Origin of the sequence: Arthrobacter ulcerisalmonis (assembly GCF_900609065.1) — a bacterium.
In the GTDB taxonomy this organism is placed as follows: domain Bacteria; phylum Actinomycetota; class Actinomycetes; order Actinomycetales; family Micrococcaceae; genus Arthrobacter; species Arthrobacter ulcerisalmonis.
The window spans coordinates 1-18,472 of sequence record NZ_UXAU01000024.1 but is presented as its reverse complement, the minus strand read 5'-3'; the positions used below and the strand labels follow the sequence as shown (position 1 = coordinate 18,472).

The following is an 18,472-nucleotide window of genomic DNA, read 5'->3' as shown; positions in this document are numbered from 1 at the left end:
ACTGTCTGTCGCGTCCGCCGCCACGCCGGGCGGCGGACGCGCTGACTAGTGGCCGGTGGCGGCAGCGGACTCCGAGGCGGTGGGCGTGGGTGCCACGGTGCTGCCGGCGGGCAGGTAGCCCTTGTACTCCTCAAGCGTGGTGTCCAAGACCGGAACCTTGACAGTTTCGTTGACGTTGGTGCCGTTCTCGCTGATCTGCAGGTCAACCAGAGAGCCGGCAGGGCCGCCGGTGGTGCTCAAGATGGCCTCGTCAGAGCTGTCATTGAGCAGCGTGTACGAGTTGGCCGGGACCGGAACCTGCGTCTGCGAGCCTTCAGCGCCGCGGACTGTCAAGGTGACCGGCTGTGAAGAAGAGTTATAGACGGCGCCAAGGACGCGGCCAGGCTGTTCGGCGCCTGCGGAGATCACCATGAAGTTGCTGAGCTTCAGCGGACCCAGGTTGGCCACAATGCCATCCGAAGCCGCGTATTGGGCAGTGGTCTGCTGCGGCGTGATGTAGCCGCAGCCTGAAACCGTCAGCAGGCCTACGGCCAAGGCGCCGGCCGTGAGTGCCATTTTGCCGCGCCGGGCCCGATTCATCGCAGTGAAACGCACGTCAGTACTCCTCGAGAGACTTGAAACATTTTTCAGCCCTTAGCCTATCCGCAAAGCAGTCCAAATGATGATTCGGGAGTGTCATATCATCCTTGGCATGTGAGCTCGGATGCACTATTATCCGCTTTCGTCAAGGGGTCGGAGGGGGCTGATCCGGCCCATTTTCCGCGTATTTGCGCGGTTGTAGGAGCTTTCTGCGGCCAGTCATATGCCTTAAACGTGATAAACTGATTGCCGGGAAAGGGGATATGTCCACATGGTATTTGAGGTTGGCGAGACAGTTGTTTACCCTCACCACGGTGCAGCAAAGATTGAAGAAATCAAGATGCGCACCATCAAGGGCGAAGAGAAAATGTATCTCAAGCTCAAGGTGGCACAGGGTGATCTGACCATTGAAGTTCCAGCAGAGAACGTTGACCTAGTTGGGGTTCGGGACGTTGTGGGCAAGGAAGGCCTGGAACACGTATTTGACGTTCTCCGCGCCGAGTTCACCGAAGAACCCACCAACTGGTCGCGCCGGTACAAGGCAAACTTGGAAAAGCTTGCCTCCGGTGACGTCATCAAGGTTGCAGAGGTTGTCCGCGACCTGTGGCGCCGTGATCACGATCGTGGTCTTTCCGCTGGCGAGAAGCGCATGCTGGCCAAAGCTCGGCAGATCCTGATCTCCGAACTGGCGTTGGCTGAAAAGACCGACGAAGAGAAGGCAGCAAGCGTTCTTGACGAGGTTCTGGCTTCCTGAGAATTGAACCCCGGTGGCATCGAAAGATGCTGCTGGGGTTTCTTTTGCCCAAAAACGGCTGCACAATGACGCGGTAGCCCGGCGTCGGGCCGCGACGTAGGCTGGTCCGCATGAGCGAATCTTCCACGTCTCCGCTGACAGCGGTGGTCCTGGTGGCTGCGGGGTCGGGGCAACGGCTGGGCTACGGCATGCCCAAGGCCGCCGTTCCGTTGGGCGGCGACACCATCTTGATCCATGCCTTACGGGGCATCGTGGCAGCCGGGGTCGGCAGCCAGATCTGCGTGGTCCTGCCCGCGGGCGACGACGGCCTCCGGGCTTTATGCGATGACTTCCGGGCGGAACTGGCCGACGGCGGCCCCCTCCTCACGGTGGTTTCCGGCGGCGCCACCAGGGCAGACTCCGTCCGGGCCGGGCTGGCGGCCCTGGTACCGGACGTGGAAGCGGTATTGGTCCATGACGCCGCGCGAGCACTGACTCCCGAGGCTGTTTTCCACCGGGTAGCCAGCGCTCTGGCTGCTGGTGCCAAGGCTGTCATCCCTGCCATCGCTGTGGTGGACACCGTGAAGACGGTCGCCGCCACCACGGGGACAGCGGCTGGAATTGCTCCCGAAGTGGTGACGGGAACGGCGCCGCGCGAGGACCTGCGCGCGGTCCAGACGCCACAGGGCTTCGAGTTGGCCACCTTGCTTGCCGCCCACCAGGCTGCCGTGAACCTCCCTGCCGAGGCCGCTGCCGCAGTCACCGACGATGCCATGTTGGTGGAAATGCTCGGCGCGGCCGTCCATGTGGTGCGCGGATCGTCGCAATCGCTGAAAATCACCACACCTTTAGACCTCATCTTGGCCGAAGGCTTATTGGAAGGTCCGCTCGGCGGACGATGGGTGGAAGGATAGTTCCATGATCATTCCGCGCACCGGCATCGGCATCGACGTGCACGCCTACGATCCCGACGAACCAGCCCGGCCTCTCTGGCTCGGCGGACTGTTATGGCCCGGTGAGCGCGGCCTGGCCGGCCATTCGGACGGCGATCCGGTGGCCCACGCCGCGGCGGACGCCCTGTTCTCGGCAGCCGGTATTGGCGATCTGGGCACGCACTTCGGCACTGACCGGCCAGAGTTTGCCGGCGCTTCCGGGGTAACACTGTTGGCCGAAGCAGCACGGATTGTCCGCGCAGCAGGTTTCGAGATTGGCAACGTGGCCGTGCAGTTCGTTGCCAACCGGCCAAAGTTCGGGCCACGGCGTGAAGAATCGCAGCGGGTCCTTAGCGATGCAGCGGGCGCACCTATCAGCGTCACTGCCACCACCAGTGATGGCCTGGGATTTCCCGGCCGCGGCGAAGGTATCCCTGCAGTGGCCACAGCCTTGGTGTATCCCCGGGCCAGCGCCGTGATCGGCTAATCTGGACCGGTGACCCTGCGCTTCTATGACACTGCCTCCGCCGAAGTTCGTGCTTTCGCTCCCTTGATCGAGGGTCAGGCGAGCCTCTACTACTGCGGCGCCACCGTGCAGGGGATGCCGCATGTAGGGCACATCCGCTCGGCTATCGCTTTCGACCAGCTGACACGCTGGCTCACCTATCGCGGCCTTCGGGTCACGGTGGTCCGCAATGTCACTGACATTGACGACAAGATCCTGGCGAAATCTGAGGCGTCATTCCAAGCAGAGTTCAGTACTGGCCCCAGCGACGTTGCGGCGGAAGAATGGTGGGCACTGGCTTACCGTTTCGAGCAGGAGTTCGGTAACGCCTACGACGCACTCGGCGTATCGCGGCCCACCTATGAACCCCGCGCCACCGGCCACATCCCGGAAATGCACGCCCTCATCCAGCAGCTCATTGAGCGCGGACATGCCTACCCCGCCTTGGACGAGTCCGGCGACGTCTACTTCGACGTCCGGTCCTGGCCGCGCTACGGCTCACTGACCCGGCAAAACATCGACGACATGCAGGCGGCGCCGGACGCTGATCCGCGCGGCAAGAAGGACCCCCGCGACTTTGCGCTGTGGAAGGGCGCCAAGGCCGGCGAGCCCGCCACGGCCAGCTGGGCGTCGCCGTGGGGAACAGGCCGGCCGGGCTGGCACCTGGAATGCTCGGCCATGGTCACCAAGTACCTCGGCTCCGAATTCGACATCCACGGTGGGGGACTGGACCTGCGGTTCCCGCACCACGAAAACGAGATGGCCCAGTCCCAGGCCGCCGGTCACGGCTTCGCCAACTTTTGGATGCATAACGGCATGGTGACGTACCAGGGCGAAAAGATGTCCAAGTCGATCGGCAACACCATCAGCCCGGCCCAGATGCTGGAACTGGCGCCAGCCAGGGTGGTGCGCTACTACCTGGGCCAGGCCCACTACCGCTCTATCCTCGACTACCGGCCCACCTCACTGGAAGAGGCCGCAGCCGCCGTCGAACGCATTGATGGGTTTATCGCCAAGGCAGTGGCCCGCTTCGGCACGGATTTCGGCTTCGTGGCTGGACATTTCGGCACGTCGGACAGCCTGGCCGCCTTCGAGGAAGCCTTGGACGATGACCTCAATGTTCCCCGTGCACTCGCCGCACTCCACGAGTGCGTCCGCGCCGGCAACACCGCACTCGCCGAGGGCAACGACCGCGAAGCCCAGCTCGCACTGCACACGGTGACCACCATGACGGGGGTACTCGGCCTGGACGCCGTGGCCCGCCCGGTGACCGGCGGTCGAGAATCGTCCGCGCTGAATGTCTTGGTGAAAGCCCAACTCGCGGCCCGGTCCAAAGCGCGGGCCGAGAAGGACTGGGCTGCCTCAGACGCCATCCGCGACACCCTGGCCGAAGCCGGCGTCGTGGTGGAAGACAGCGCCGATGGGGCCACCTGGAGCCTGAAGCGTAGCTGAGGGGGTATCGCCCGATTGAGCCGATTATTCTACTGTCCGTAGACTGGTAGGCAGACTCAGTCATAACAATCAAGGGTGGAACACAAATGGCCAACAATGGTCGCCGATCAATCAAGGCAAAGAAGGGCCCCACCATCGGAACCGGTGGCCACGGCCGCAAGGCTCTGGAAGGCAAGGGTCCCACCCCCAAGGCCGAGGACCGTCCTTATCACAAGGCGCATAAGTCCCGGCAGCTTGCCGAGCGCTCCGCCGCCAAGCGCAGCCCCGGTGCCCGCAGCGCCGGTGCCAGCCGGACTGGCCCCAAGGGCCGTGCCACCGAAGAAGTCGTCACCGGCCGCAACTCGGTGGTGGAAGCACTCCGCGCAGGCATTCCCGCGAAGGCCCTGCACATCGCCATCCGGATCGAAATGGATGACCGGGTCAAGGAATCCTTGAAGCTCGCTGCCGAACGCGGCATCCCGCTGCTGGAAACCGGCAAGCCAGAACTTGACCGCATGACCGATGACGCTGTGCACCAGGGCCTGGTCCTGCAGATCCCGCCGTACGAGTACCAGGATGCCTACGACCTCGCCGAGGAAACCGTGGACAAGTGGAAGAAGGGGCACGTTGCCAACGCGCCGCTCTTCGTTGCCCTGGACGGGATCACCGATCCCCGCAACCTTGGTGCCATCATCCGCTCCGTTTCTGCTTTCAGCGGCCACGGCGTGATCGTGCCCGAACGCCGTTCCGTGGGCGTCACGGCCTCGGCCTGGAAGACCAGTGCCGGCGCCGCAGTCCGCGTCCCGGTGGCCCGCGCCGCCAACCTGAACAGTGCCCTGAAGCAGTTCAAGAATATGGGCATCTTCGTTCTGGGCCTGGACGGCGACGGCGACGTGTCGCTGCCCGATCTGACCCTCGCCACCGAGCCGGTGTGCATTGTGGTGGGCTCCGAAGGCAAGGGCCTGAGCCGCCTGGTCCGCGAGAACTGCGACCAGATCGTCTCCATCCCGATCGATTCCGCGATGGAATCCCTCAACGCTTCCATGGCCGTGGGGATCTCACTGTACGAGGTCTCCCGCCAGCGCGCGGCCCAGTAAACCCTCCTTTCCTGAAGCTCCCGGCCGCCTGGCAGCCGGGAGCTTCACTGGACCTAAAATTAGGTGAAGTCATGTCGCTTCTCGACACCGCGTCTACCACGGATGCCTCCTCGGCAGTTCCGCTAGGTATCAGTGTTCCGCGCTCCGAATCCGGGGCGGGCGGCAGCCACGGCTCGGGGCGGGCCAACGTGGCGTGCTTCGCCCCCGGCATTCCCAACCTGGAGATCGTCTACATTGCTCCCGGCGGTGCGTGGCGTGTGCAGGCCTTGCCTAACCGTACCCACGGCGTCCACCACGGCATTGTGGAGGACCTCCTGGTGGGCTCGCGTTATGGTTTCCGTGCGGCGTCGACCGGGGATTCCCTGCCGCTCGCGGTTCCCACCAAAGACGTGGACGACGACGGCGGGCAGCAACTCCTGCTCGACCCCTACGGCCGCGCCGTGGACCGGCACGATGGATTCCTGACAAGCGTCCGCATGGATGCTGCTTTTGACTGGGATGCGGATGACCGGCTCCGGCTTCCGTGGCGCGACACCATCATCTACGAAGCGCACGTCCGCGGCCAGAGCATGCTGCATCCCGATGTCCCCGCCGAGCTCCGCGGCACCTACGCCGGGATGGCCCACCCTGCAGTGGTGGATCACCTGACCCGGCTGGGCGTGACCTCGGTGCAGCTGCTGCCCGTGCATTTCCACCTTGACGAACCACACTTGCAGGACTTGGGGCTGACCAACTACTGGGGCTACAACACGGCAGCCTTTTTCGCTCCCCACCCGGACTACGCCACCCAGGCCGCCCAACAGGCAGGTCCACAGGCAGTCCAGGACGAGTTCAAAGCCATGGTCAAGGCCCTGCACGCGGCCGGCCTGGAAGTCATCCTCGACGTGGTCTACAACCACACTGCGGAGGGAGGTGCTGACGGTCAGACCCTCAGCTTCCGTGGCCTCGGCGAGAACACCTATTACCGTACCGGCGACGATGGCCGGTACGTCGACACCACCGGGTGCGGCAACAGCTTGAACTTTGGCGAACCGCGCGTGATCCAGATGGTCCTGGATTCGCTGCGTTACTGGGTCAGTGAATTCCACATCGACGGGTTCCGGTTCGATTTGGCCGTGACCTTGTGCCGCAACGCAGCCAACGAATTCGATCCCCGCCACCCCTTCCTGGTAGCCGTCGCCGCGGACCCCGTCCTCTCAGACGTGAAGCTGATCGCCGAACCCTGGGACGTGGGCTACGGCGGCTGGCAGACAGGACGGTTCCCTGGCGGCTGGGTGGACTGGAACGATCACTTCCGCGACTCAGTCCGCACCTTCTGGCTGGCCGACCGCGCTGCCCTCGAAGCCGGCAACCAGGGCGGGTCGGTGGCTAAGCTCGCCGATTCGCTGTCCGGCTCAGCTGCCCTCTTCGAAGGGTCCGGGCGTTCCCGGCTGGCGTCGGTGAACCTGATCACCGCCCACGACGGTTTCACCCTGCACGATCTGGTGTCCTTCGACCGGAAGCACAACGAGGCCAACGGTGAACAGAACCGGGACGGCCACGGTGATAACCGGAGCTACAACCATGGCGTGGAAGGTCCCACCGAGAATGGTGCCATCTTGGCCAAGCGGGCCCAGTCGCGCCGCAACCTGATGGCCTCGCTGCTGATTTCGTTGGGCGTTCCCATGATCACCAGCGGCGACGAGCTGGCCCGCACCCAACAGGGCAACAACAACGCCTACTGCCAAGACAACGCCATTGCGTGGCTGGACTGGACCCGGACCCCCGAGTCCGAGGAAATGCTGCGTAGCACCACCCGGTACATTCGGCTCCGCAAGGAATTCCTCGCCGCCCAACGGCACGACTTTCCGGTCCGGGACGAACAGTCCTATCTGTATTGGTTTGACCAAGACGGCGAACCCATGTCCATGGACAGCTGGAACGACCCCCAGCACCGGGTCATGCAGCTGTTGCTGGGCTCGGCTGACGGTTCACTGGCCGGTCTGGTGGTAGTCAACGGCAGCACTGAGGACGTCCAGATCACGCTCCCGGCGGCCATTGCCGACAACACTAAACCGAGAGCCTTTGAACTCCGGGTGACCACCTCGGCATTGCACTCCTCACGAAAAGGAAGCCGGGTTGCCTCCGGCGAGAAAGAACTGGTGGAGGCGAACTCCATCAGCATCTACCGCACGTAGGCAACCCGGCTGGGCCTGCAATCCTGCCTGGGGTGTCAGGCGTTCACGATCAGCCCCAGTTCCGCTTTCGAGGCCAGCGCGTCGTGGCGGGGGAGGACCCGGACGGTGTAGCCAAATGAACCGGACCTGTCGATCACCAGTGAACCGCTGAACAGGTGCCGGCCGCCGCCCAGATCTTCCTGGGCCTTGAGCTCGATCAAGGTGACGTCCGTGAGGCTGTCGCTTTCCTCGGCCTTGCCGTAGGCCACCTCAACACTGACGTCTTGGGGCTTGAGGGTACTTAAGGCCACGTAGGCGTTGACCTGCAGGGTGTCGCCGATCTGCGGGTCCGCCGAGACGTCCACCGAGTCCACGTGTTCCACGCTGACCAGCGGCCAGGCGGCACGGACGCTGGCGGTCCAGGACGCCAAGGTGCGGGCTTGCGCGTAGGAATTCGCGACGGCGGTCCTGCCAGCTTCCGCCGCGGGCCGGTACAGCACATTAACGTAGTCGCGGAGCATCCGATCAGCCGAAACCTGCGGGCCCAGGTGCGCCAGGGTGTGCTTGATCATGGACACCCAGTGCGTGGGCACCGCTTCCTTGCTGGCGGTGGTGGACGGTCCTGCCGCCCCCGCGGCCTCGGAAACGCTGCTGCCGTAGAAGCGGGGTGCCACCTGGGTTTCCAGGAGTTCGTACAGTGCCGCGGCCTCGATATCGTCGCGTTCCTCAGGGGACGCGCCGTTATTGGCGGTGGGAATTGCCCAGCCGTTTTCGCCGTCGTACATTTCATCCCACCAGCCGTCCAGGACGGAAAGGTTCAGCGATCCGTTCAGGGCTGCCTTCATGCCCGAGGTTCCACAGGCTTCCAAAGGGCGCAGCGGGTTATTCAGCCAAACGTCGCAGCCGGGGAAGAGGGTCCGCGCCATGGCGATGTCGTAGTTGGGCAGGAACGCAATCCGGTGCCTCACTTCCGGGTCATCGGTGAACTGCACCAGTTCCTGGATCATCTTCTTGCCAGCGTCATCGGCAGGGTGGGACTTGCCGGCAATAACCAACTGAATCGGGTTGTCCTTGTGCAGGAGCAGCGCCTTCAACCGGTCCGGTTCGCGGAGCATCAGCGTGAGCCGCTTGTAGGTGGGAACACGGCGGGCAAAGCCAATGGTCAGGACATCCGGGTCCAGGACGTTGTCCGTCCAGCCGAGCTCCGCGTCCGCTGCGCCACGCTTCTTCCAGGAGGCACGCAACCGCTGTCGGACGTCGGCGACCAGCGCGGAGCGCATCTCGCGGCGCAAAGTCCAGACGTCGGCGTCGCTCACGTTGTATGCCAGATCCCAGCGGCCATTGGCTTCCGCCTCGCTGCCGAACTGGCTGCGGGCCAGCGCGGAGATGCGGCTGTCCACCCACGTGGGCACGTGGACGCCGTTGGTCACCGAGGTGATGGGAACCTCTGCGTGGTCGAAGCCTGGCCACAGGGCGGAGAACATCCCACGGGACACCTCGCCGTGCAGTTTCGCCACCCCATTGGCTCGCTGCGCCAACCGTAGGCCCATCACCGCCATGTTGAAGACTGACGGGTCGCCGTCGGCGTAATTCTCGCGACCCAGTTCCAAGATCTTGGCCACCGGCACGTCCGGAGCCAGGCCAGCCTCGAAGAAGTGGCTGATCTGGGCCACTTCGAATCGGTCGATACCAGCCGGGACCGGCGTGTGGGTGGTGAAAACGGTGGACGCACGACCTGCGGTCAGCGCCTCATCAAAGGACAGCGCCTGCTCGCCCGCCATGAGTTCCTGGATCCGTTCGATCCCGAGGAACCCGGCGTGGCCCTCATTGGTGTGGAATACCTCCGGGGCGGGCGTGCCGGTGAGTCGCTGATAAGCACGCAGGGCCTTGACGCCGCCCATGCCCAACAGTAGCTCCTGCTGCAGACGGTGATCGCCGCCGCCGCCGTACAGCCGATCGGTGATGCCGCGTGCCGCGTCGTCGTTGCCCGGAACGTTGGAGTCCAGCAGCAGCAGCGGAACGCGGCCGACGTCGGCCCGCCAGACGTGTGCCAGGAGCCGCCGGCCGTTGGGCAAGGGCAGGGATACCTCCAGCGGGCGGCCCTGACCCTCCTCGGACGGCTCACGAAGCAGGGTCAGCGGCAGCCCGTCGGGGTCAAGAACCGGGTAGGTCTCCTGCTGCCAGGCATCCCGGGACAGTGACTGCTTGAAGTACCCCGCCTGGTACAACAGGCCGACGCCGATCAACGGCACGCCCAGGTCCGAGGCGGCTTTCAGGTGGTCGCCGGCCAGGATGCCCAGGCCGCCCGAGTACTGCGGCAGCACTTCGGTGATGCCAAACTCGGGGGAGAAGTAGGCGATCGCCGCCGGCGCTTCGGCCCCCAGGCCCTGGTACCAGCGCGGCTGTTCCAAGTACCGGTCCAGGTCCGCGGCGGCGGCGGCGATCTGCTCGACAACTTCCGGGTCAGCGGCCAGCTCGGCGAACTCTTCGCGGCTGGCCAGGCCCAGGAAACTGACGGGATCGTTGCCGCTTTCAGCCCAGATGCGGGGGTTGAGCGTGGCGAATAGCTCCCTTGTGGGACGGTGCCACGACCAGCGAAGATTGCTGGCCAATCTCGCCAGGGGGCGGATGGGCTCGGGGAGGACTGTACGGACCGTAAACCTTCGGATTGCCTTCACCTGCGTCACACTAACCGAGAACGTTCACAGCGGGAACAAGCACGAGGTTTCTTTTGGGTAAATGACAAGTGCGGTCCGGAAATGACGGCCAGTGCCGCCCAAACAGTGCGCAGCCTTAGCAATCCGTGGCATTTCTCGCTAACGTCGAGCTTGTGACGAAGAACCCAGAGAACAGAGCCGAGTCCACCACGAACCCGACCGGGAGCATCACCGATGGCCTGCGCTTCGGCCGTTTTCCGATCACCGCAGTGCAGCCCGTCATCGAAGATGGCAGGTTTCCTGCCAAGGCCGTCCCCGGCGAAGGCATTGTTGTTGGCGCCACCGCATTTCGCGAGGGCCATGACCAGTTGGGTGTCAGCGCAGTCCTGCACGATGCCTCGGGGGCGCAACGCCAGTGGGTCCGCCTGAGCGCACCCCGTGGGGTACGCGGCATGGGGACCGACCGCTGGGAAGGCATCCTCACGCCGTCGGAACCCGGAAACTGGACCTTCACCATTGAGGCCTGGCATGACCGCTACGGAACGTGGCACCACAACGCCGACGTGAAAATCGCCGCCGGTGTGGACGTGGACCTGATGCTCGCCGAAGGCGCCGCACTCCTGGTCGATGCGGCCTACGACGAATCCCGGTCTGACGCTGACCGCGGAACCCTGGGCCGCGCAGCAGAGGTCATCGGCGACGCCAGCCGCTCTGTGGAGGAACGCCTGGGCGCAGCCTTCAGCCCCGCCGTCGTGGACGTGGCACACCGCCATCCCATCCGCGAGCTGGTCACCGTTTCCGCCCGCTACCCCCTGCTGGTGGAGCGCGACCGCGCCGGCCGCGGCGCCTGGTACGAGTTCTTCCCCCGCTCCGAAGGGGCCGTCAAGGACCACACCACCGGCGCCTGGACTTCGGGGAACTTCCGCACGGCTGCGCAACGGCTCGATGCCGTGGCAGCCATGGGTTTCGATGTTCTCTACATGCCGCCCATCCACCCGATTGGGATCCAGCACCGCAAGGGCCCCAACAACACCCTGGTGGCCGGTCCGCACGATCCGGGTTCGCCGTGGGCGATTGGCGGCGAGGCCGGTGGGCACGACGCCATCCATCCTGACCTGGGCACGTTCGAGGATTTTGACGCCTTCGTGGCGCGGGCCGGCGAACTGGGACTCGAAGTAGCGCTGGACCTGGCCCTGCAGGCAGCACCAGACCACCCTTGGGTAGGCACCAACCCCGAGTGGTTCACCACACGCGTGGACGGCACCATCGCCTACGCGGAAAACCCGCCGAAGAAGTACCAGGACATCTACCCGCTGAACTTCGACAACGATCCTGAGGGCCTGTCAAAGGAAATCCTGCGGATCGTGCTGCTCTGGGTCAGCCACGGCGTGAAGATCTTCCGCGTGGACAACCCGCACACCAAACCGGTCTGGTTCTGGGAATGGCTGATTGCCGAAGTGAACAAGACCGTTGACGGCGTAGTGTTCTTGGCCGAAGCCTTCACCCGCCCGGCCATGATGCATGCGCTGGGCCGGGCCGGCTTCCAGCAGTCGTACACCTACTTCACTTGGCGGAACACCAAGGAAGAGATCGAGACGTACTTCAACGAGGTCAGCCACGAGTCGCCGGCCTACTTCCGCCCAAACTTCTTCGTCAACACCCCCGACATCCTCACCGAGTACCTGCAGTACGGTGGTCCGGCGGCCTTCAAGATCAGGGCCACCCTGGCGGCGACAGCCAGCCCCATGTGGGGCGTCTACGCGGGCTTTGAGCTCTACGAGCACGTGGCCCGGCCCGGCGCCGAGGAATACATCGACAACGAAAAGTTTGAGTACAAAGCCCGTGACTGGGACGGGGCAGCGCAGTCCGGAAGGACGCTGGCACCGTTCATCACCCGGCTCAACCACCTGCGGCGCGCCCACCCTGCCCTGCAGGACCTGCAAAACCTCACCGTGCACCACACCACTGACGATGCAACGGTGGCGTACTCCAAGCACAAGACCATGCCGGACGGCACCAAGGACACCATCATCGTGGTGGCCAACGTGGATCCGCATGTCACCCGCGAAGCCACGGTGATCCTGGATCTGGCGGCGCTTGAGCTGGAGCCACAGGACCTGACAGCTGCCGGTGGATTCTATGTCGATGATCTGATTTCCGGTGAAACCTGGGAATGGAACGAATACAACTATGTCCGTCGAGATCCGCACCTGGACCCGGTGCACATCTTGAGCGTGAGGAGAATGCCTAAGTGAATTTCAATCCGCAAGGATCCAGCCAGCACTTCACCCCTAAAAGCAGCTTTGAAATAAACGCCCCAGGCCTGCAGCATGACCCGCTATGGTATCGGAAAGCCGTCTTTTATGAGGTGCTCGTGCGGGCCTTTGCGGATGCCAACGGTGATGGTTCCGGGGACTTCTCAGGCTTGATCGACCGGCTGGATTATCTCCAATGGCTGGGCGTTGACTGCCTGTGGCTGCCACCGTTTTTCCAGTCCCCCTTGCGGGACGGCGGCTATGACATTTCCGATTACAACTCGGTGCTGGACGAATTCGGGACCATCAGCGATTTCAAGCGCCTGGTGGCAGAGGCCCACGCCCGCGGCGTCCGGGTCATCATTGACCTGCCGCTCAACCACACCTCTGACCAGCACCCCTGGTTCCAGGAGTCCCGGAAGGACCCGGACGGACCGTTCGGCGATTTCTACGTGTGGAGCGATACGGACGAGAAATACTCCGATGCCCGCATCATTTTCGTGGACACGGAGGAATCCAACTGGACCTTCGATCCGATTCGCCGGCAATTCTTCTGGCACCGCTTCTTCGGCCACCAGCCTGACCTGAACTTCGAAAATCCCGCCGTCATTGAGGCGCTTTTCGACGTGGTCCGGTTCTGGCTGGATCAGGGAATTGACGGGTTCCGCGCAGACGCTATTCCGTACCTTTTCGAGGAGGAAGGCACGAACTGCGAAAACCTCCCCGCCACCCATGATTTCCTGCGCAGGCTCCGTGCCATGGTGGACGAAAGCTACCCTGGTCGCGTCATTATTGCGGAGGCAAACCAGCCGCCCAATGAGGTCGTTGAGTACTTTGGCACCGAAGAGGAACCGGAATGCCACATGGCCTTCCACTTCCCCATCATGCCCCGGCTGTATTACGCGCTGCGGGACCAGAAGGCTGCACCCATCATCGAGACCATGCAGGACACGCCAGCCATCCCGGAAGGGGCCCAATGGGGCACGTTCCTCCGGAACCACGATGAACTGACGCTGGAAATGGTGACTCCGGATGAGCGGGCCGCCATGCTGGGCTGGTATGCACCCGACCCCCGGATGCGCGCCAACATCGGCATCCGCCGTCGGCTGGCACCCCTGCTGGACAATTCCCGCGCGGAGATCGAACTGATCAACGCGTTGCTGCTCTCGCTACCCGGCAGCCCGTTCCTGTACTACGGGGACGAGATCGGCATGGGGGACAACATCTGGCTGGACGATCGCGACGCCGTCCGCACGCCCATGCAGTGGAACCCGGACCGCAATGCCGGGTTCTCCAGCGCTGACCCGGGGAAGCTGTACCTGCCACCCATCCAGTCGTTGGTCTACAACTACGCCATGGCCAACGTGGAGGCGGAATCGGCCCACTCCGGGTCCCTGCTGCGTTGGACCCGGCAGATCCTGAGCGTCCGGAAGAACCACCCGGCGTTCGGGTTGGGCAGCTTCGAACACGTTGAGGCCGATCACGACGCCGTCTTGGCCTACCTGCGGGAGCTCCCCAGTGGCAACTCGGCAGGTGTGGAGGGCGAGACAATCCTGTGCGCCTTCAACCTCTCCCAGCATCCGGTGGCCGCCAAGCTGCGCGTCCCGCAGTTTGCCGGCAGGGGACTGCGGGACGTCTTCGGCGGGCAACCTTTCCCGGGTATCAGCGAAGATGGCACGCTGACCCTGACCTTGGGCAGCCACGATTTCTTCTGGTTGCGTGTCCGCTCCGCCTCGTCCAACCCAGCTTCTCCGTATACGCAGGCGCTGCCTATCCTGTCCATCGAGAACTGATGGAGCAGCCAACCCTCACCCCAGCCCTGGCCGAACTGCTTCGCCACTGGCTCCCGCAGCAGCGTTGGTTCCCGGTCAAGTCGGCGGACTTTTCGCTGACCCAGGCTGGTGGAGTGGGCCTGCAGGACGCGTCAGGCCATGCTGGCCTGGCGGTTTTCCTGCTCGCCATCAGCACAGTGGGGGCCGACGGCGGCGCACGAACTTTTGTGGTGCAGGTTCCGCTGAGTTTCCGGTTGGCTCCGGCGGCGGATTTGGAGCGCGCGCTCGTGGGCCAGGCTGCAGGCTCGGACCCGGACCGTACGTGGGTGTACGACGCCGTTCATGACCCCGATTTTGTGGCCGCGTTCCTCGAACTGATCAGGCACTCTGCTGACGCTCCTGCCGGTGTTGCTTCTGGAGTGGCCGTTGCCGGCGAATATCGCCTGCCGACCACCAGGGGTGTGGTCAAGGTCCTCTCCGGGGAGCAATCCAACAGCTCCGTCATTGTGGACGACGGCGAGTCCGCGGCCATCATCAAATTCTTCCGGGTCATCTCCGCCGGCACCAACCCCGAGGTAGAGGTGGGCAGGGCACTCACCGCTGCCGGCGCCACCGAAGTGCCCGCCACCCTGGGCTGGGTCCGGGGGGAGTGGACGGAGGCTGATTCTGGTTTCGTCCAGGGCCAACTGGCGGTGGCCCACGAATTTCTGGCCGGCGGACGGGACGCTTGGCGCCTCGCCGTCGATGCTGCCCGGTCCGGGACTCCCTTTACCGCCGAAGCGCAAGCCCTTGGGGCTGCGACCGCTACTGTTCACCAGAGGATGGCAGAAGCCCTGGGCACCTCAACGGATCCCGCACTCACCAAAGCAGTCTGGACAGCAGTAGCCCAACGGGTGCGGCAGGCCTGGGCGGAAGCGGGCGCCGCCGTCGGGCCTTCCGACGATGCTGTGGAGGCACTTCTGGCGGGACTCGCGGGGATGGGTGCCGGGACGCTGCAACGCATCCACGGTGACCTGCACCTGGGCCAGATTCTGCAGGTTACTGGGCGCGACGGCGCCCCGCGCTGGACCATCCTGGACTTTGAGGGTGAGCCCATGCGGCCGATTTCGGAGCGGAACGTCCCGGACGTACCCCTGCGGGATGTGGTGGGCATGCTGCGCTCGTTCGACTACGCCGCCGGCGCGGCCCAGCGCGAACAAGGCACAGTGCAGGCAGCCGATTCCTGGGTGGACGATTGCGCCGCCGCGTTCCTGGCCGGCTACGCAGGCGTCATTCCCGGAATGGTGGAGCAGGATTCACCCCTGTTTATGGCATTGTGGCTGGACAAGGCCTTGTACGAAGTGGTTTATGAATTGCGTAACAGGCCCGACTGGTTGGCGATCCCCGTGAACGCGACCAGGCGGTTGCTTGGCAGTAATGGCACCGGCGAGCACGTCGGCGCAGCATCGGAAGGTAACGAAATGACAGGTTCCGCACAAACTGACCGTCCGGGGGTTCCGCTGCAGGTCGATTCCGGGACGTTGGGCAAGGTGGCGAACGGCGAGCACCATGCGCCGCACTCCATCCTGGGCGCACATCTGGACGACTACGGTCACGTCACCATCCGGACCGTAAAGCACCTCGCGGAGGCCGTATCTGTGGTGACCGCTGCGGGCACAGTTCCCATGCAGCATGAGGACTTCGGTGCATGGGTGGCCGTTGTTGAACCGCCACAGCCGGGACATGTGCCGGACTACCGTTTGTCGGTGAAGTACCCCGACGCCGAGCCCATCACGGTCGATGACCCCTACCGGTACCTGCCGACGGTAGGCGAAGTCGATCTGCACCTGATCGGCGAGGGTCGGCACGAGCGACTCTGGGACGTTCTCGGTGCTCATGTGCAGCATTACAAGTCCGCGGCGGGCGATGTGGACGGCGTCTCGTTCGCCGTGTGGGCGCCCAATGCACAGGCGGTCCGGATCAAGGGCGACTTCAACGGCTGGGACGGCCGTGAATACTCGCTGCGGTCGCTGGGTTCCTCAGGCGTCTGGGAAATCTTTGTTCCCGGCGTTTTAGCAGGGGCGTGCTACAAGTTCGAAATCCGGACTAAACACGGTAACTGGATCGAAAAAGCAGACCCCATGGCCTTCGGCACCGAGGTTCCGCCGCTGACCGCCTCTCGCGTTATTGAGCCCGCTTATGCGTTCAAGGACGACGAGTGGATGGCAGCTCGCGTTGACCGGGATCCGCATAACTCTCCGATGAGCGTCTACGAACTGCACCTTGGCTCGTGGCGGCTGGGGCTGGGCTACCGCGAACTCGCCACCGAACTGGTGGACTACGTCAAGGAGCTGGGCTTCACCCACGTCGAGTTCATGCCGGTTGCAGAGCACCCCTTCGGCGGCTCCTGGGGCTACCAAGTCACCTCCTACTTCGCGCCCACGTCCCGCTTCGGCCACCCGGACGAATTCCGTTTCCTGGTGGACTCCCTGCACCAAGCTGGTATCGGCGTCCTCCTGGACTGGGTGCCGGCGCACTTCCCCAAGGATGAATGGGCGTTGGCCCGCTTTGACGGCGAGCCCCTCTACGAGCACGCCGATCCAAACCTGGGCGAGCACCCCGACTGGGGCACACTGATCTTCGACTACGGCCGCACCGAAGTCCGGAACTTCCTGGTTGCCAACGCGCTCTACTGGATTGAGGAGTTCCACATCGATGGCCTCCGCGTGGACGCCGTAGCCTCGATGCTGTACCTGGACTACTCCCGTGAAGAGGGGCAATGGTCACCCAACCGCTTCGGCGGCCGGGAGAACCTGGAAGCAATCTCCTTCCTGCAGGAAGTCAACGCCACCGTCTACAAGACGCACCCTGGCGCGGTCATGATCGCCGAGGAATCCACGGCGTTCCCTGGTGTCACGGCACCCACCAGCCACAACGGCTTGGGCTTCGGCCTGAAATGGAACATGGGCTGGATGCACGATTCGCTGTCCTACACCGCAGAAGAGCCGGTCAACCGCAAATGGCACCACGGCACCATGACGTTCTCCCTGGTCTACGCCTTCACGGAAAACTTCCTGCTGCCCATCAGCCACGACGAGGTAGTGCACGGCAAGGGCTCCATGCTCAAGAAGATGCCCGGAGATCGCTGGCAGCAGCTCGCCAACCTGCGCGCCTTCTTCGCCTACCAGTGGGCCCACCCGGGGAAGCAACTGATCTTCATGGGCACCGAGTTTGGCCAGGAAGCTGAGTGGTCAGAGCAGCACGGCCTGGACTGGTGGCTTGCGGATATCCCGGCGCACAAGGGCCTGCAACGGCTGACCAAGGACCTGAACGACGTCTACGTTGGCACGCCGGCGCTGTATGAGCGCGACAACGAACCCGGCGGGTTCCAGTGGATCAATGGTGGCGACGCTGACCGGAACGTGTTGTCCTTCATCCGCTGGGACAAGGACAACAACCCGATCGTGTGTGTCATCAACTTCGCCGGCAACCCGCACGTGGACTACACGCTCGGCGTTCCCCAGGCTGGCGCATGGACTGAGGTACTCAACACCGATCACGCGAACTACGGCGGCTCCGGGGTGTTGAATTCGGGCTCCCTCACTGCCGTAGAGGTGGGACAGGATGGCCAGCCGGCCACGTTGTCCGTGACCTTGCCGCCACTTGGTGCCAGCTACTTCAAGCTGGGTTCGGAGTCCGCGGTCAGCACCCCGGCCGTGGAAGCGGTTCCAACTTCTGCTGATGCGACAGTCCCGGCAGCTGCGAAGACTGCCAGCGTCTCCACCAAAGTCACCAGGGCGCGCAAACCCAAGAAGGCCTGATGACCGTGCGATAGTGTCGTGCCAGCGTTGGATCGTTTGAGCGCCGAAGGCCCGGAATCCTTGGTGATTCCGGGCCATTGGCGTTCCCACCGGAGGGCGGTGGGACGGTCCCTGTCGACTGGGTTGGCGTTCCGGACAATCTGATGTAGAGTTTATTTCCGCGCTGCTCCACAGAGTCAGACGGAAAGCCGATCACACAGCCTGGTGCTGAACTTGATCGCCGAGTACGTTTTGACAGAGTGAGACGCAGCGACTAAGCTAGAAAAGTTGCTCCGGAGCGATCTGCGACCGTTTGGTTGTGGTGGTGTCGGGTGTGTCTGTTGTTTGAGAACTCAATAGTGTGCCAAGTTTGTTGATACCGATTATGTTATGTGATTGGTTGATTGTGCTGTGCCGCCACCCCGTGGTGTGCGCAGTGTTTTTGGCTGGTTTCAAATTTTATGCGACCGCTTTGTCCCGTTATTTCCGGGGTGGGTGGTTGTTTTTCGTTTTTGTTTTACTTCAACGGAGAGTTTGATCCTGGCTCAGGATGAACGCTGGCGGCGTGCTTAACAC

Annotated in this window: 11 protein-coding genes; 9 read left to right on the top strand and 2 right to left on the bottom strand. The window is 63.7% G+C overall.

What is annotated here, in order from left to right; genetic code table 11:
• Positions 1 to 45 precede the first annotated feature (45 nt).
• Entirely contained in the window at positions 46 to 594 is a 549-nt protein-coding gene (locus PSET11_RS08365; protein ID WP_124091651.1) for a hypothetical protein, read from the bottom strand.
• 256 nt (positions 595 to 850) lie between these two features.
• On the opposite strand from PSET11_RS08365, the gene PSET11_RS08360 reads away from it, so the two are divergent.
• The 6 genes from PSET11_RS08360 (at position 851) to glgX (ending at position 7,454) form a co-directional block, all read left to right on the top strand.
• Complete coding sequence (locus tag PSET11_RS08360; protein ID WP_011690592.1) at positions 851 to 1,333, top strand: CarD family transcriptional regulator; 483 nt, start codon at positions 851 to 853, stop codon at positions 1,331 to 1,333.
• A 110-nt stretch (positions 1,334 to 1,443) separates the two neighbouring features.
• Positions 1,444 to 2,226 carry a 2-C-methyl-D-erythritol 4-phosphate cytidylyltransferase gene (ispD, locus tag PSET11_RS08355; RefSeq protein WP_124091650.1) on the top strand — a complete coding sequence of 261 codons (783 nt, stop codon included), beginning with the start codon at positions 1,444 to 1,446 and terminating at the stop codon, positions 2,224 to 2,226.
• 4 nt (positions 2,227 to 2,230) lie between these two features.
• Positions 2,231 to 2,731 carry a 2-C-methyl-D-erythritol 2,4-cyclodiphosphate synthase gene (gene ispF / locus PSET11_RS08350; RefSeq protein ID WP_124091649.1) on the top strand — a complete coding sequence of 167 codons (501 nt, stop codon included), beginning with the start codon at positions 2,231 to 2,233 and terminating at the stop codon, positions 2,729 to 2,731.
• Between the two features lie 9 nt (positions 2,732 to 2,740).
• The gene (gene cysS / locus PSET11_RS08345; protein WP_124091648.1) at positions 2,741 to 4,201 is read left to right on the top strand and encodes a cysteine--tRNA ligase; all 1,461 of its coding nucleotides are present in this window, start codon (positions 2,741 to 2,743) and stop codon (positions 4,199 to 4,201) included.
• An 86-nt stretch (positions 4,202 to 4,287) separates the two neighbouring features.
• On the top strand, positions 4,288 to 5,277 hold the full coding sequence (gene rlmB, locus PSET11_RS08340; protein ID WP_124091647.1) for a 23S rRNA (guanosine(2251)-2'-O)-methyltransferase RlmB: 990 nt from the start codon (positions 4,288 to 4,290) through the stop codon (positions 5,275 to 5,277).
• A gap of 71 nt (positions 5,278 to 5,348) precedes the next feature.
• Entirely contained in the window at positions 5,349 to 7,454 is a 2,106-nt protein-coding gene (glgX, locus tag PSET11_RS08335; protein WP_124091646.1) for a glycogen debranching protein GlgX, read from the top strand.
• 35 nt (positions 7,455 to 7,489) lie between these two features.
• Here glgX and glgP read toward each other — a convergent pair whose 3' ends face one another.
• Positions 7,490 to 10,111 carry an alpha-glucan family phosphorylase gene (gene glgP / locus PSET11_RS08330; protein ID WP_203415939.1) on the bottom strand — a complete coding sequence of 874 codons (2,622 nt, stop codon included), beginning with the start codon at positions 10,109 to 10,111 and terminating at the stop codon, positions 7,490 to 7,492.
• Between the two features lie 152 nt (positions 10,112 to 10,263).
• Between glgP and PSET11_RS08325 the strand changes: the two genes are divergently transcribed.
• Genes PSET11_RS08325 through PSET11_RS08315 form a run of 3 tightly spaced genes read left to right on the top strand, consistent with a single transcriptional unit; the run spans position 10,264 to position 17,917 of the window.
• Positions 10,264 to 12,345 carry an alpha-1,4-glucan--maltose-1-phosphate maltosyltransferase gene (locus PSET11_RS08325; protein WP_282432678.1) on the top strand — a complete coding sequence of 694 codons (2,082 nt, stop codon included), beginning with the start codon at positions 10,264 to 10,266 and terminating at the stop codon, positions 12,343 to 12,345.
• Positions 12,342 to 14,138, top strand: a complete 1,797-nt coding sequence (gene treS / locus PSET11_RS08320) for a maltose alpha-D-glucosyltransferase (RefSeq protein WP_124091644.1) — start codon at positions 12,342 to 12,344, stop codon at positions 14,136 to 14,138. Before PSET11_RS08325 ends, treS begins: the two co-directional genes overlap by 4 nt.
• The gene (locus tag PSET11_RS08315) at positions 14,138 to 17,917 is read left to right on the top strand and encodes a 1,4-alpha-glucan branching enzyme (protein ID WP_124091643.1); all 3,780 of its coding nucleotides are present in this window, start codon (positions 14,138 to 14,140) and stop codon (positions 17,915 to 17,917) included. The genes treS and PSET11_RS08315 overlap by 1 nt, the downstream gene beginning before the upstream one ends.
• Positions 17,918 to 18,472: the final 555 nt, after the last annotated feature.

Bases quoted from the DNA above. Each gene is read 5' to 3' on its own strand.
- PSET11_RS08360 (WP_011690592.1), top strand. From the start codon at position 851: ATGGTATTTGAGGTTGGCGAGACAGTTGTTTACCCTCACCACGGTGCA.
- ispD (WP_124091650.1), top strand. From the start codon at position 1,444: ATGAGCGAATCTTCCACGTCTCCGCTGACAGCGGTGGTCCTGGTGGCT.
- ispF (WP_124091649.1), top strand. From the start codon at position 2,231: ATGATCATTCCGCGCACCGGCATCGGCATCGACGTGCACGCCTACGAT.
- rlmB (WP_124091647.1), top strand. From the start codon at position 4,288: ATGGCCAACAATGGTCGCCGATCAATCAAGGCAAAGAAGGGCCCCACC.
- glgX (WP_124091646.1), top strand. From the start codon at position 5,349: ATGTCGCTTCTCGACACCGCGTCTACCACGGATGCCTCCTCGGCAGTT.
- PSET11_RS08315 (WP_124091643.1), top strand. From the start codon at position 14,138: ATGGAGCAGCCAACCCTCACCCCAGCCCTGGCCGAACTGCTTCGCCAC.